This is a genomic window from Paenibacillus sp. M-152 (assembly GCF_003856555.1).
Classification (GTDB): domain Bacteria; phylum Bacillota; class Bacilli; order Paenibacillales; family Paenibacillaceae; genus Paenibacillus; species Paenibacillus polymyxa_C.
On sequence record NZ_CP034141.1, the window covers coordinates 4,624,612 to 4,637,672 of the forward strand.

A 13,061-nucleotide genomic window follows, 5' to 3' on the forward strand; every position below is an offset into this window, starting at 1 on the left:
CCCTATTTTTCGTTCAGCATAAAACGTAGTAAACTAGACATATCGTCCACGACCTCGGTTCGGAGGATAGCGCAATATAAACACAATTTACATTTAAAAGGAGGATACATAGTTTATGAGTTATACTGAATATTTTGAAAAAGCCAGAGAACAACAACTGGGCGAACTACAGGAATGGCTATCCATTCCCAGTATCTCCGCATTATCGGAGCACAAAAAAGACATTAACCAAGCAGCCGAATGGCTAGCAGCCAAACTGACTGCTGCAGGCTTGGAAAACGTTGAAATTATTCCGACCAAAGGCCACCCGCTGGTGTACGCCGACCATTTGCATGCACCTGGCAAGCCAACCATCCTCGTGTATGGACACTATGATGTACAACCTGTAGACCCGCTTCACCTGTGGGAAACACCACCATTTGATCCATCCATTCGCGATGGAAAATTGTATGCGCGCGGAGCGACAGACGATAAGGGGCAAGTTTTCTTGCACATTAAGGCAGTTGAGGCCATTTTGAAGCAGGAAGGCAAATTGCCGCTGAACATCAAATTCTGCATTGAAGGCGAGGAGGAAGTGTCCAGTCCGAACCTGCTTGAGTTTTTGCACACCGGTGCTGAACGTCTGGCAGCCGATGCTGTACTGGTGTCTGACACCTCTCTAATCGAAAAAGGGAAGCCTGCGATTTGCACTGGTTTGCGTGGACTGTGCTCACTGGAAGTCGCCATTCACACGGCGAACACGGATCTGCATTCCGGCTCCTTCGGTGGCGGTGTGCCGAATGCCCTGCATGCTCTGGTGTCCCTGCTGGCAACCCTGCATGACGATAAAGGCCGCGTTAGCGTCGAAGGATTCTACGACGATGTTGCTCCATTATCGGCAGACATGAAAGAAGAATTCGTGAAGCAAGGCTTCAATGAGAGCAAACTGCAACAAGATCTTGCACTTGATTCCCTCTATGGCGAAGAAGGATTCAGCTTCGTCGAGCGTGTTGGGGCTCGTCCTACACTGGAGCTGAACGGCGTATATGGCGGCTTCCAGGGTGAAGGTACGAAAACCGTCATTCCGAAGGAAGCTCATGCTAAGATCACCTGTCGCCTGGTAGCTAACCAGAATCCACAAGATATTCTGGACAAAATCGAGCGCCATTTACGCGCCCACGTTCAGGCAGGAGCTACTCTGGATATTCAACAAGGTGAGAAAGCGAACGCCTTTAACATCGACCCGTCACATGCGTTTTTACAAGCAGCAGCGGATGCCTTTGAGAAGGTATACGGTGTACGTGCCCTATTTACCAAGGATGGAGGCTCCATTCCGATCGTGGAAACCTTCTCCCGTGTACTGAGTGCTCCAGTTGTATTGATGGGCTTCGGCTTGCCGGATGAAAACCTGCATGCACCAAACGAGCATTTTAATTTGGAGAATTTCGATAAGGGTATGCTGACGATTGTGGAGTTTTTGAAATCTGTGTAAGCATATGACAACTTCTAATAGCTAAGTTACAATAGAGAGGGCGAAAGCCCTTTCTATTTTTTTAGAGGAGCGCTGCACAATATGATTATTCAGTTCATTCGTTTACGGTAATGTGAGGTACAGTTCATGAAAACTCAACCATTTTTTTCGAGGATGGGTTGGGTTTATTTGGCTGTGCCTTTTTTCATTCACCCAATACGAATGAACGAGGTGCTTTTCTATGTCCAAATGGAATAAACACGAGATGAAGGCCAGCCTGATCGGGAAGCATCAACATCTTTTTAGTTGTCCTGTATGCTCTCAACCCATGTGTATGGTGGAAGGCAAAAGCCTCCTATGTACGAATCAGCATTGCTATGATCTTTCAAAACACGGGTATTTACATTTATCCGCCCGATCCCATAAAACCAAGTATGATAAACAACTATTTAACTCCAGAAGAATGATGTGCAATAACGGATTTTTCGATCCTTTAAATGAAGCCATAAGCTGCACGATGATGAAGTTGATGAAGCCACTGTTCGATCAAAAATCACATCTGTACTTGCTGGATGCAGGTTGCGGGGAAGGCTCCCATTCAACCCACATTCAGGACAAGCTTATCGGGAAGGGAATCACCGAGCTTACAAGCGTAGGTATGGATTTGTCTAAAGAAGGTATTGTGGCCGCAGCCAAAGCATATCCTCATACTCTTTGGTGTGTTGCCGATCTGGCTCATTGCCCATTTGCAAATCAACAATTTGACAGTATACTCAATATTCTGTCCCCTTCTAATTATGCTGAATTTAAAAGGATTCTTTCGGAGGATGGCTGCATCCTAAAGGTCATTCCCGAACAATATTACCTTCAGGAATTGAGATGCTTGTATGAACAGAAAAAGCCAGCTTATTCAAATGACAATATAGTAAGCCGATTTAAAGATCAATTTAATCTTCTATCCGCCGAACGAGTAACCTATCGCTTTATGCTAAATGCCGACCTCGTGGAGCCTTTGCTCCATATGACTCCCTTATCGTGGAGAGCTACGAAAGCAGACTGGCAGCGAATGCAGGCAATAGATTTACCGTATGTCACAGTAGATTTGCTCATCTTATGCGGTAAAAAATAACATACTAAAAAGCATTCACGGCATGTGATTATACATGCTTCGTGAATGCTTTTTTCCGTTAATGCTGTCGCTTAAGAAAAACGAGTGTAGCGCAACAGGTGAACCAGCCGATTTAACCGTTCTATCTCCCGATCCAACTCATGCAGCGGCTGTCCCGCCAAAGCAGCGTTCGCTCTCTGATCACGTAGCGGGTTTATTTTCCGACCCATGAGTTTCAGCACCGTGGCCTTTCCCATGTTATTGACCACCACATATTGCGTTAGCGGATCAAGCTCAAGCCACAATACATGATGCTCTTGAAAAAATGACAGTAATTGCTTTTTTAACTTCTCCAGCTCAAGAGGCTCACCTACAATATGTGGATGATGATGAAAAGCCACATAGCCCAGCACGCGCAGGTCACTTATGATTTGTTCCAAATGAAGCGTTTCGTTTATGTACACATGGTTCGTGCTCACGCGATTTCTTACACCATTCGTATGATGTTCCCGGATGATATTCACCACCTGACTATCGTTTATATTATGACTTATCTTTCCCCTTGTTCACTATAGCGCAATCGGCTTTGAACAAAAAAACAACCGGCTTATACGCCAGTTGTTTCCCGTTCCACAAAATACTTATTGGTCATATAATGAGCCTTGCCTCTGGAAGTATCAACCATTCCCTTTTTATTGTCGAGAAAAACAATCTCCCGGCATTTGGTACAGTACCACTTGGTCCGCTTAAAGGGGGATTCTGTTACATACGATGTACCACATTTGCAATCTACTTTAATTAAGGTTTCTGTTGATTTGTAAGCTTGAGACAGCTCTCTTAAGCCAGTATCCGGCTGTTGAATCGGGATAATGACCTCCTGATAGCTTGAATACTGATTGTGCACTTTAAAGTCAGCCACCAGTTCCGCATGCAGTCCAAAGTACTCTTTGCCAATCTCGGTTACAAATTTCTTACCGATTCTGTAACACTCAAGCCATTCCTGTATCTGTTGATTAGACAAAGGCACCGTGCCCTTGATACCACTATTTAATGTGTAAGTCATGATGTATAAAGTATCATCTTGTCTATGTCCGTACATGAGAAGCCTCCTTATAATACACTTGATAATGTACTACAAAGCGTACAAAACATCAATTTTATTATTTGGCAAAAGATATAGTAGCATTTCCAGGTATGGATTTAATATATCGTGAAATGCACCAAAGACGCGTGCGAGTCTGTTAGAAAAGCAACTGACAATCCGTCAGTTGCTTTGTCTTTCTACATAGTATTTGTTGGTCATGTACCAGGCCTTACCTGTATTCGTATCCACCATGCCCTTTTTACGATCCAGGAACACAATATTGTTGCATTCCTTGCATGACCACTTGGTTCTCTTATGAGGTGATTCTTCTATATAGGAAGCACCACATTTACATTCTACCTGAATTAATGTTTTATACTGACTATACGCTTCTACCAGTGGGTCCAGATCTACAGCTTTGTGTTCCATTACAGGCTGTATCATGGATATGTGCTCTCTCTGCTCCGAGTATTCATTATGTACCTTGAAATCTGCTACCAACTCAGGGTTTAAACCAAAATATTGTTTGCCCACAACCGTTACAAATTTGCTGCCAATTCGATATGCTTTAATCCATTCCTGCACCTGTTTACTGGTCAGGTCGACAGTCCCCTTTATACCGCTGTTCAGCGTATAAGTCATCAAGTGTTGGTTGGGTGTCATGTGTCTTATTGTTCACCTCCGATCAAGAATATACCACAGGTAGCTCTAGGCAAAAACCTGATTCATCTTCCATCCTGTCGCCATGCTGAGTACTGCTTTTGTAGGGATTTATATCCTTAGACTATCACTAGATGCATTTCTATCTAAACATAACTTTGTGGTACAGCTTTCCACCTCAATTAATCATATAATTTATTGGCAAACACATGGTATTTTCTTCCTTATCTATATAGTACACCACTTACACACAAATTCCCATATATTTCAGCGGTTTAATCGTTTTTTTCGTTATATATTCACCTTTGCTAGTTTAGATATATTGTGTCAGCTAACTTATCACAAAACAAAAGCCTTCCCGACCATCCTTCATTGTTGAAGGATCATTGAGAAGACTTTGTACCCCGCAAGGAACGAGAGGTCAGATTTTTAATTCGCCAAGCCTGATTAATTCTACGACCGCCTGTGAACGACCTTTTACGTTCAGTTTCTGCATTACGTTGGAAATATGGTTACGCACCGTCTTCTCACTAATAAATAGTTGTCCGGCGATGTCACGCGTCGTTTTGTCCTGCACGAGCAGTTCAAATACTTCACGTTCACGGTGAGTTAACAAAAACTTGTTTTTCTGGTCGTTACCCTTCGTCAATTTCACCCCTCCTTGCTCGGGTTTTGTGTGGTGTAACAAGGTTAAGGGATACAGTCAACACATTTTATGTCATGTGCTCAGGTATGGTTCAATGTGCGGATAAAAATGGGCATAGGCACCTTACTTGTAGCTTTAATGACGAGTTGGACTTTGTGTCTAAAATATGTATTGACAGGCATATAGGGCAGCCTTATGATAAGGAAAAATGCGACTGATAATCATTATCAAAAAAATGATAATTCGATATAGAGATCGCGCTATAGACTATGGTTCAGGGCCAGTTTGGCCAGAAAGGGTGTTCATTGATTATGAAACTACGTTATGCCGTGCCGGCCGGAGTGCTGGTCTCTTCTATTCTATTTGCAGGTTGCGGACAAGCCGGAACTGCGGATCAGCAGCCCGCCGCAACACCCAAAGATACAGGAGCAACAACACAGACCACGACTCCTGCGGCGACTGCTCCCAATTTTGATCAAGCGGTTGCGGCTTATCGTACCTATGCAACTGAGCAGTGCGATACGTTTGTGAAAAAGACAGAAGAATTCACTAACGCAGTCAAAGCTGGCGAGCTGGACAAAGCCAAGGCTTTGTATGCTCCAGCACGTATGTACTATGAACGAATTGAACCGATAGCGGAAGCACTAGGCGATCTGGACCCGAATATTGACGCTCGTGACGGTGATGTGGAGGCAGCGGATTGGCGCGGCTTTCACCGTATTGAGAAAACATTATGGGAAGAAAACACCACCAAAGGGTTGGACGAGTTTTCCGACCGCCTGCTGAGTGATGCCAAGCTGCTGCGTGCCAAAGTAGAAACAGTTAACATTGATGCCAGCTTGATGGTAACAGGTGCAGTCGAGTTGCTGAATGAAGTATCTACCTCAAAGGTAACGGGTGAAGAGGAGCGTTATTCTCATACAGACTTGTACGACTTTGCGGCCAATGTAGAAGGTGCTCAAAAGATTTATGACATTTTGAAAACAGATCTGAACCAAAAAGACGCGGCGTTGGAAAAACAAATTGGTGAGCGCTTTACAGCCTTACAGCAGGAGCTGGCTCCTTTCAAAGACGGCGAAGGCTATGTATCGTATACCAAACTGAAACCGGAAGAAATTAAAAAACTGAGCCAGAACCTCGATGCTTTGGCAGAACCGTTGTCCCAAATGGGAAAATTGTTAGGAGTGTAATGATATGAAAGGCTTTAAGCGGCAAAAAGGACAAGAAAAGCCGCAGTATGCGGAATCCCGTAATGAAGAGTCTGATCTGACAGAAAAGGATGCTCAGTCCGCGGATGATGAGCGATCAGGAAAAAGTAAATCCGTATCACGTCGTGATCTATTGAAGCTGGCTGGGGTAGGTGGATTAGGTCTACTGCTTGGCGGCGGTGGCGTGGGCGCTGTGCTGTCAGCCAGTCAACGCCTCGAAAGCATGATGACGGAGGCAGATACCAAGGATGTGGTTCCTTTTTACGGCAAACATCAGGCGGGTATTGTAACTCCAGCACAAGATTTTATCTGTTTCGCTGCTTTCGATCTAACGACTCGCGACAAGGAACAGGTGCGAAATCTCTTCAAGGCCTGGACGGAAGCAAGCGCTACAATGACTTCTGGTGTGCTGCTTGGCACTGATAATGAAAATCTCAACCTCCCTCCTTCCGATACGGGCGAAGCAGCAGGATTGTCTCCGTCCCGGACGACGATCACCTTTGGTGTGGGTCCATCCTTTTTTGATGGACGGTACGGCCTGGCAAGTCTCAAGCCTGCCGGGTTCAGTGAGCTGCCTCGTTTTCAAGGTGACGCCCTGGATGAGCAATGGTGCGGCGGTGATATCGGAGTACAGGTATGTGCCAATGACTTGCAGGTAGCTTTCCATGCCCTGCGTAATTTGGCGCGTATCGCCAGAGGAACAGCGGTACTTCGTTGGACGCAGGAAGGCTTCCAGCGGACGGCACAAGCTGATCCTGCGGGAAGCACCCCGCGCAATTTGCTTGGCTTCAAGGACGGCACGGGAAACCCGGACACGTCCAAGGCAGACGAAATGAACCGGTTGGTGTGGACACAGACCAATGACGGACCGGCATGGATGGGCAACGGTAGCTATATGGCTGTACGCCGTATTCGTATGCGGGTAGAGGTATGGGATCGTTCAACATTAGGTGACCAGGAGGATACCTTTGGACGCCATCGCAGCAGCGGTGCCCCACTGGGCAAAAGCAAAGAGTTTGACAAGCTGGATCTGGCGGCTACAAGTCCGGAAGGCAAGCCGCTTACGCCCCCTACCTCTCATGTGGCATTGGCTCATGGGAACGGGAGTATTAATATTTTGCGGAGGTCTTATTCCTATTCAAGCGGATTAGACAAGCAAACAGGACAGCTCGATGCCGGACTGCTGTTCATCAGCTACCAGCGTGATCTGTTCAAGCAGTTCGTCCACATTCAGGAGAAGCTTGCACGCAATGACAAGCTGAACGAATATATTGTTCACAAAGGCAGTGCGGTGTTCGCCTGCTTCCCAGGTGTATCGCAAGGCGGATATATCGGGGATACGTTATTTTAGCAGCAGGCAAGGAAGGGGATTTATATGAATCGGCGCAATAAAAGCTTGGGGTGGATGTTTGTACTGGTAGCAGCTCTGCTGCTGACAGTAACTCCCTTCATATCCGGCTCCGGGTCGGCCGCTTTCGCACAATCAAATGCTAAAGCTGTCTCTAATGATCAGCTAATGCCTGTGGTCGGCGGAGCACTGGTAGAGGCGGGACAAGACCAATGGACGGAAGCCTCCAAGGACCTAAAGGAATTCCGTGGTTTGTGGGAAGCCGCCAAAGCAAACGGCGGGGATTCAGCCCATATCGCGGCCGTAGATCAAGCTCTGACCGATGCGGAAAAGGCTCTTTCCCATGGCGGCGGAGATTCAGCGAAAGCTGCGTTATCTGTGCTGGCGCGCTCGGTCAATGAGTACGTGACTGCTGCCGAAGGAGATAAACCGGCTCCAGCCGGAGCCAAAGCAGCAGAAAAACTGCTTCCTATGGCGAAGGGCAGTCTGACTGCCATGCAAAAAGGCGATTGGGCTGCTGCGCGGGTGGATTACGACCGAATCGTTAAAGCATGGTATCAGGTGGAGACACCGATTCGTCTGGATCATTTTTCAGTATACAGTTCGCTTGAAACGAAAATCAGCCTCATCCGCATCTCTATGCAAGCAGAGCCCATACGTCAAGCACAGGCTCTCAAGGAAATGCAGGAGTTAACGACACTGCTGTCTGATTATAGTCAGGGCAAACTTAAGAACACAGATCAAGGAGCAGATGCAGGCAATGCCGCTGCCGGAGCGGCGAATGGTTCAACAGCTTCCCTGGGCGATGCAGTCACCCTGCTTGAATCCGCACGCCAAGATGTTGTAGCTAATCAGCCAGAGCAGGCCGCAGACAAGGTAGGGCAGTTTATCGCTCTATGGCCTTCCGTCGAAGGACATGTACAAATTTCCGATCCGGCGTCTTACACTGCAATTGAAAATCAAATGACAGAGACTTCCGGATATCTGCTGTCTTCTCCACCGAATACGGATAAAGCCCTGCAGACTCTTGATCAGATGCTGGACAGGCTCCGTCCGTTGACAGAAGAACGTTCTTATACTGCATGGGATGCCGCACTGATTTTGCTGCGTGAGGGCCTGGAGGCCATTCTCGTGCTCGCAGCTCTGCTGGCGTATGCCAAAAAAAGCGGCGAAGCCGTGGCTGGACGCTGGATATGGGCAGGAGCTGGTACAGGACTGGTGCTAAGCGGAATACTGGCGGTGCTGTTCACCTCGCTGGTGGCAGCTGCTGCATCGGGCAGCATGCGTGAGCTGCTGGAAGGTGTCACCGGGCTGGTGGCTGTTGTGCTGATGCTAACTGTCGGTAACTGGCTGCATAGCAAATCCAATGCTGCTGCGTGGAACCGCTTTGTGGAAAACAGCGTAGGCAATGCGCTGGCACGGGGTAGCCTATGGTCGCTCTTTGCGGTTTCTGCGCTCGCGATTCTACGTGAAGGGGCCGAGACAGCTATCTTTTATATCGGTATGGCTCCAGCCATCGAAACCTCGCAATTGCTGATCGGCATTGGCTCGGCAACGGTTATACTGGTCGTTCTTGCATTTGCAATCATCAAGTTCAGTGTACGGTTACCAATTCGCGCCTTTTTCCTGACCGCCACTGTACTGATTTACTATCTCGTATTTCGTTTTCTGGGTGAAAGTATTCATTCGCTTCAGGTGGCTGGCAAGCTTCCGGGACACACCGCGTCCTCGCTTCCATCCATTAGCTGGTTGGGAATGTATCCAACCTGGGAAACATTTACCCCACAAGCCCTTGTGCTGATCTTTATGGTATGGCAGCTTGTTCGTCAGGAGATACGCAGTTCCAAATCACGTTAAATCGATACTACAATACTGAAAATGAAAAAACGCCAAATCACAGGTCCGTTTGATACCGGATCCCATGATTTTGGCGTTTTTTCATACTTACATTACATCCTCAGGCAACGCAATCATACGCTGATGATGCAGAAGGTCCGTGCGATCACCGTGTTCACGAATGATATGCACTTTCCCGCGATAATCGAGCAGTTCCGCCGGAGTAGCATGTCCCAAAAAATATAATGGGCTGTAGCTCAATCCATAGGCTCCTGCATTCGGAAAAGCAATATAATCGCCCTCTTGAATCGGGGGCAACTCCGCTTTTTTCACTATACAATCCTCGGGTGTACACAGCGGACCAACAATGCTTACCGTCTCCAGCTCCGTAGAAACCTCTGCTGATTGTCTGCGCATAATTCGCACAGGGTAATTGTCCCTTAAACGGCGTCCCCGAAAGGTAGCTGCGACATAGTGGTTCATGCCGCCATCAGCTACGACAAACTTCTCTCCCTTGGATTTCTTGGTATACAACGCCCGGCAGACATACATGCCTGATTGAGCGACCAGATACCTGCCGCTTTCGATGATCAGCCTAACCCCCGGCATGCGGGATCGGGTCTGCTCCGCGAGTGCATTAAGTCCATCAATGACGTGATCCATATCAAGCGGCTGCTCATGGGCAAAATAAGGTACACCAAACCCGCCGCCCAAATTGATCGTATGCATCGCCACACTATACTGAGCCTGCACCCGTTCTGCCAACTGCAAGGTATTCGCAAATGAAGCTAAAATCTGATCCGCTTTCAGCATTTGCGTACCTGTATATACTTGAATGCCTTGAAAATATACGTGCGGGCAATCTTCCAGCACCTTAAAAAAGTGATCCAGTTGCCCTTCATCGACTCCAAAAGGGCGCGGAACACCGCCCATTTTAATCGTTGCGCCCGACAGGTCATTATCGGGATTGATTCGAACCGCAGCCCTGACAAACACGCCCGTTTGGGCGGCAATGTCCTCCAGTAGACGCAGCTCTCTCACCGATTCGACATGAATGCAGCCGATCCCACAGGTTATCGCCTCACGCAGCTCAGCTATTGTTTTCCCCGGTCCAGCGTACAGTACGTCCTCCGCAGCATACCCGGCCTCCATGGCGACGAACATTTCTCCAGCCGAAGCAATCTCGACACCGCAACCTAACGAGCGCAGCAACCCAGCCAAGGCCACGTTACCATTAGCCTTGAGCGCGTAATGTACACGCACGGCCGGGTGTAGCCGGGCCAGCAACGAGCTGACGTGAGCATGCAGCGCGTCTCCATCATAATAATAAAAGGGTGTCGGATGCTCGCCGAATCGCTCCAGTAAAACTTCGTCCTTTTGATCCATCTGCTGAATCCCCTCCTCTCTTTGCTTGAATATTCCGTATTTTGCATTATTCGAATCTCACCGATTGAAAACCACGACCATACTTATACTGCATAGATCGCCTCGCCTGAGCGCGCTGCTTTATGAATAGCTGCCAGCAGTCTGACGCGTTCAGCAGCCTCATGAAATGGAATAGGCTCCGTTTCACCCCGGATGATGCTGCAGAAGGCATCCAACTGATTGACATAATAGTTCATAGGCTCAAAAACTGTTTTAGTAGGCAAGGATGACTGTGATAGCGCAGACCGTGCTTCCACATCCGATATATTCAACGCGATATCCTTCTTTATTTCCGTCTTGAGTGTCATTTTATAGAAACCCAAATTCGCTCGAAAGCAATCCTTTAAGGTGACTACTGCCGAATCAAAGGTCAGTACATGAGCACAGCGATAAGGACGCTCAAATGAGAAGAGGGCAGATGCCTCTAGTCCGCTCGGGTAACGGGCTTGCGCATGAAATGTCCAGTCACAACCATGAGGGCCAGCGAAATCCGATTGACTGTGGAATTCCGCCTGCTCCAATCCAACAACGGCCTGAAGAAACTGGAGCCAGTACACACCCAAATCCCAAAAGCATCCCCCACCCTGCTCCGGACGGGATCGGTAATTGTCCGCATGCCCTTCTTTTGCCGGAATGCATAGACTCGTTTCTATGGAGCATAAGCGACCATAACGACCTGATTCTATGATTCTTCGCAGTTCACGCTGCCAAGGGTGATGCTGCACCATGACTCCCTCCAGCAGATAAGCGTTGCTCTGTTCGACGATAGCCGCCAAGGGAGCCAGATCAGCTGTATTCAGGCATAACGGTTTTTCCACCAGCACGTGCTTGTGAGCTTGTAAGGCTCTGCCGATCCACTCAGCATGTAAATCGTTGCTGAGCGCAATATATACAGCGTCGATGTCCGGGTCTTTAAGCATATCCTCAGCATGACCATAAACGACATTGACTTCATAACGCTCTGCCATTTCTTGGGCCTTGGTAACCGTACGATTCGCAAGCGCGGTCACGCGTGCTCCTGCAACATGTCGGATCGGTTCCAGCAACGCACGAGGGGCAATGGCAGAACAACCAATGATCCCGAAGCGAATATCTTGCATCGCAGGTTCTTGCGCAGCCGCGGCAGCGTTCATGATCCCTGCTCCATTCCTGATGGCACTTGAATGCTCTTCATATAGGATTCTATATAACGTGGCGTCCGACTGCGCAGCTCTACGATTCTCCGATGCATTTCCTCCAGGATCTGGGCACTGCCGCCATAGGTTTCTATCCATGTCTCGTAGCGCATGCCTAACCCCAGACGTTCCCATAGATCCGCATTATGCTTCTCATGCACGCCAAACGGTTCCAGCATAATCAGCGGAGTAGCTGTAGCGAACGAATCGGTCAGGCTGCCGCCACCGGGCTTGCTGACAATGGCCTGGGCATGACATGCTCGGTCCAGCATGCAATGGTAATCCGGTCCGACCTGATACACCGTTTCATCACCTATTTTCACCTCTCCGAAAGGTGGAAATGTATGCTCCCCGGCTTCATTTCGCTGCCATGTTCTCCACTGCGGGTCCATCCGAAAATAGCGTATACTGTCCCGCTCTTCATCTGGTTGATCCTGATCATACAACAACAGATCCAGTTCCCAGCCCGCTTCTTCTAACCGTCCAACCTTCTCACGGTAGGTACCCATCCCCCAACCGCCGCCATGTACGAATAAACGGGCTTGCCGTGCTTCAAAAGGGATATGCTCCACTGCCGGGATGTCAATATAGTGGCTGACTCTATTTTTATCATTTTCAAACAGGGTCGTTTCTCCACAGCCATCAGCAAAATGCGGGTTATGCTTGGCTAGATTTTTCCAGGAAGGAGAAGGTGTCGAATCCATATACACAATGTCCACATGCACCGACTCCGACTCTCTGCGCTTGCGATACTCCTCCAGTACATACATCCAATGACCGGATAAGCATATAAAATACTGCCGATCCTCTTCTATCCATTGGTTCAGCAGTACTTCCATCGCTGCAGGGTCCAGTGAATTACGCATATCCTGCGGAACCTTCTGCGACATTAAGGCCACTGCAAAATTGTCATGGTAAGCTTTCCGGCTTTTGTCGACCTTGAGTCGGGCCGATTCCGGCAGTACATTTTCAAATACATGGATCGCCGTATCCATGCCCAGCCTGCGAAGACCCGCTTGCAGCAGCAAGCCAGGGGTATAAAAGCCCAATCCGAAACCGGAACACAAAATCGTTACCTTCATAAGCTTCTCCGTACTCTTACGCATGCTTATACGCCTCCC

The 13,061-nt window shown here is 48.1% G+C and carries 12 protein-coding genes; 5 read left to right on the forward strand and 7 right to left on the reverse strand.

Translation table 11 applies throughout. The annotated features are described in order from the left end of the window. Positions 1-115: 115 nt before the first annotated feature. Both EGM68_RS20160 and EGM68_RS20165 read left to right on the forward strand, forming a co-directional pair. Positions 116-1,471, forward strand: a complete 1,356-nt coding sequence (locus EGM68_RS20160; protein WP_129549894.1) for a dipeptidase — start codon at positions 116-118, stop codon at positions 1,469-1,471. Between the two features lie 220 nt (positions 1,472-1,691). Then, positions 1,692-2,579 carry a putative RNA methyltransferase gene (locus EGM68_RS20165; protein WP_129549895.1) on the forward strand — a complete coding sequence of 296 codons (888 nt, stop codon included), beginning with the start codon at positions 1,692-1,694 and terminating at the stop codon, positions 2,577-2,579. Between the two features lie 71 nt (positions 2,580-2,650). On the opposite strand, the gene EGM68_RS20170 is transcribed toward EGM68_RS20165, so the two are convergent. The 4 genes from EGM68_RS20170 to EGM68_RS20185 form a co-directional block, all read right to left on the reverse strand. Then, positions 2,651-3,037, reverse strand: a complete 387-nt coding sequence (locus EGM68_RS20170) for a hypothetical protein (protein WP_240664085.1) — start codon at positions 3,035-3,037, stop codon at positions 2,651-2,653. Between the two features lie 128 nt (positions 3,038-3,165). Then, positions 3,166-3,657 (reverse strand): hypothetical protein, encoded by a 492-nt coding sequence (locus tag EGM68_RS20175; RefSeq protein ID WP_013372771.1) that lies wholly within the window; start codon positions 3,655-3,657, stop codon positions 3,166-3,168. Between the two features lie 165 nt (positions 3,658-3,822). Then, a complete protein-coding gene (locus EGM68_RS20180) occupies positions 3,823-4,305 on the reverse strand; it encodes a hypothetical protein (RefSeq protein ID WP_025678785.1) in 483 nt (160 codons plus the stop codon). A 418-nt stretch (positions 4,306-4,723) separates the two neighbouring features. Next, positions 4,724-4,951: a helix-turn-helix domain-containing protein gene (locus tag EGM68_RS20185; RefSeq protein WP_013372773.1), complete on the reverse strand. Its 228-nt coding sequence runs from the start codon at positions 4,949-4,951 to the stop codon at positions 4,724-4,726. A 308-nt stretch (positions 4,952-5,259) separates the two neighbouring features. Here EGM68_RS20185 and efeO point away from each other — a divergent pair, with 308 nt between their 5' ends. From efeO to EGM68_RS20200, 3 genes are read left to right on the forward strand one after another with little or no spacing between them, the layout of a single operon-like run. Beyond that, a complete protein-coding gene (gene efeO, locus EGM68_RS20190; RefSeq protein WP_044787347.1) occupies positions 5,260-6,138 on the forward strand; it encodes an iron uptake system protein EfeO in 879 nt (292 codons plus the stop codon). 4 nt (positions 6,139-6,142) lie between these two features. After that, positions 6,143-7,507, forward strand: a complete 1,365-nt coding sequence (gene efeB / locus EGM68_RS20195) for an iron uptake transporter deferrochelatase/peroxidase subunit (protein ID WP_129549896.1) — start codon at positions 6,143-6,145, stop codon at positions 7,505-7,507. A 24-nt stretch (positions 7,508-7,531) separates the two neighbouring features. Next, complete coding sequence (locus EGM68_RS20200) at positions 7,532-9,361, forward strand: FTR1 family iron permease (protein WP_025678789.1); 1,830 nt, start codon at positions 7,532-7,534, stop codon at positions 9,359-9,361. A gap of 87 nt (positions 9,362-9,448) precedes the next feature. Here the strand turns inward: EGM68_RS20200 and EGM68_RS20205 are convergent, their stop codons facing one another. From EGM68_RS20205 to EGM68_RS20215, 3 genes are all read right to left on the reverse strand, one after another. Continuing rightward, complete coding sequence (locus tag EGM68_RS20205; RefSeq protein WP_129549897.1) at positions 9,449-10,726, reverse strand: type III PLP-dependent enzyme; 1,278 nt, start codon at positions 10,724-10,726, stop codon at positions 9,449-9,451. Between the two features lie 83 nt (positions 10,727-10,809). Further along, positions 10,810-11,898 (reverse strand): Gfo/Idh/MocA family protein, encoded by a 1,089-nt coding sequence (locus EGM68_RS20210; protein WP_129549898.1) that lies wholly within the window; start codon positions 11,896-11,898, stop codon positions 10,810-10,812. Beyond that, complete coding sequence (locus EGM68_RS20215) at positions 11,895-13,046, reverse strand: UDP-glucuronosyltransferase (protein ID WP_129549899.1); 1,152 nt, start codon at positions 13,044-13,046, stop codon at positions 11,895-11,897. Before EGM68_RS20215 ends, EGM68_RS20210 begins: the two co-directional genes overlap by 4 nt. Positions 13,047-13,061: the final 15 nt, after the last annotated feature.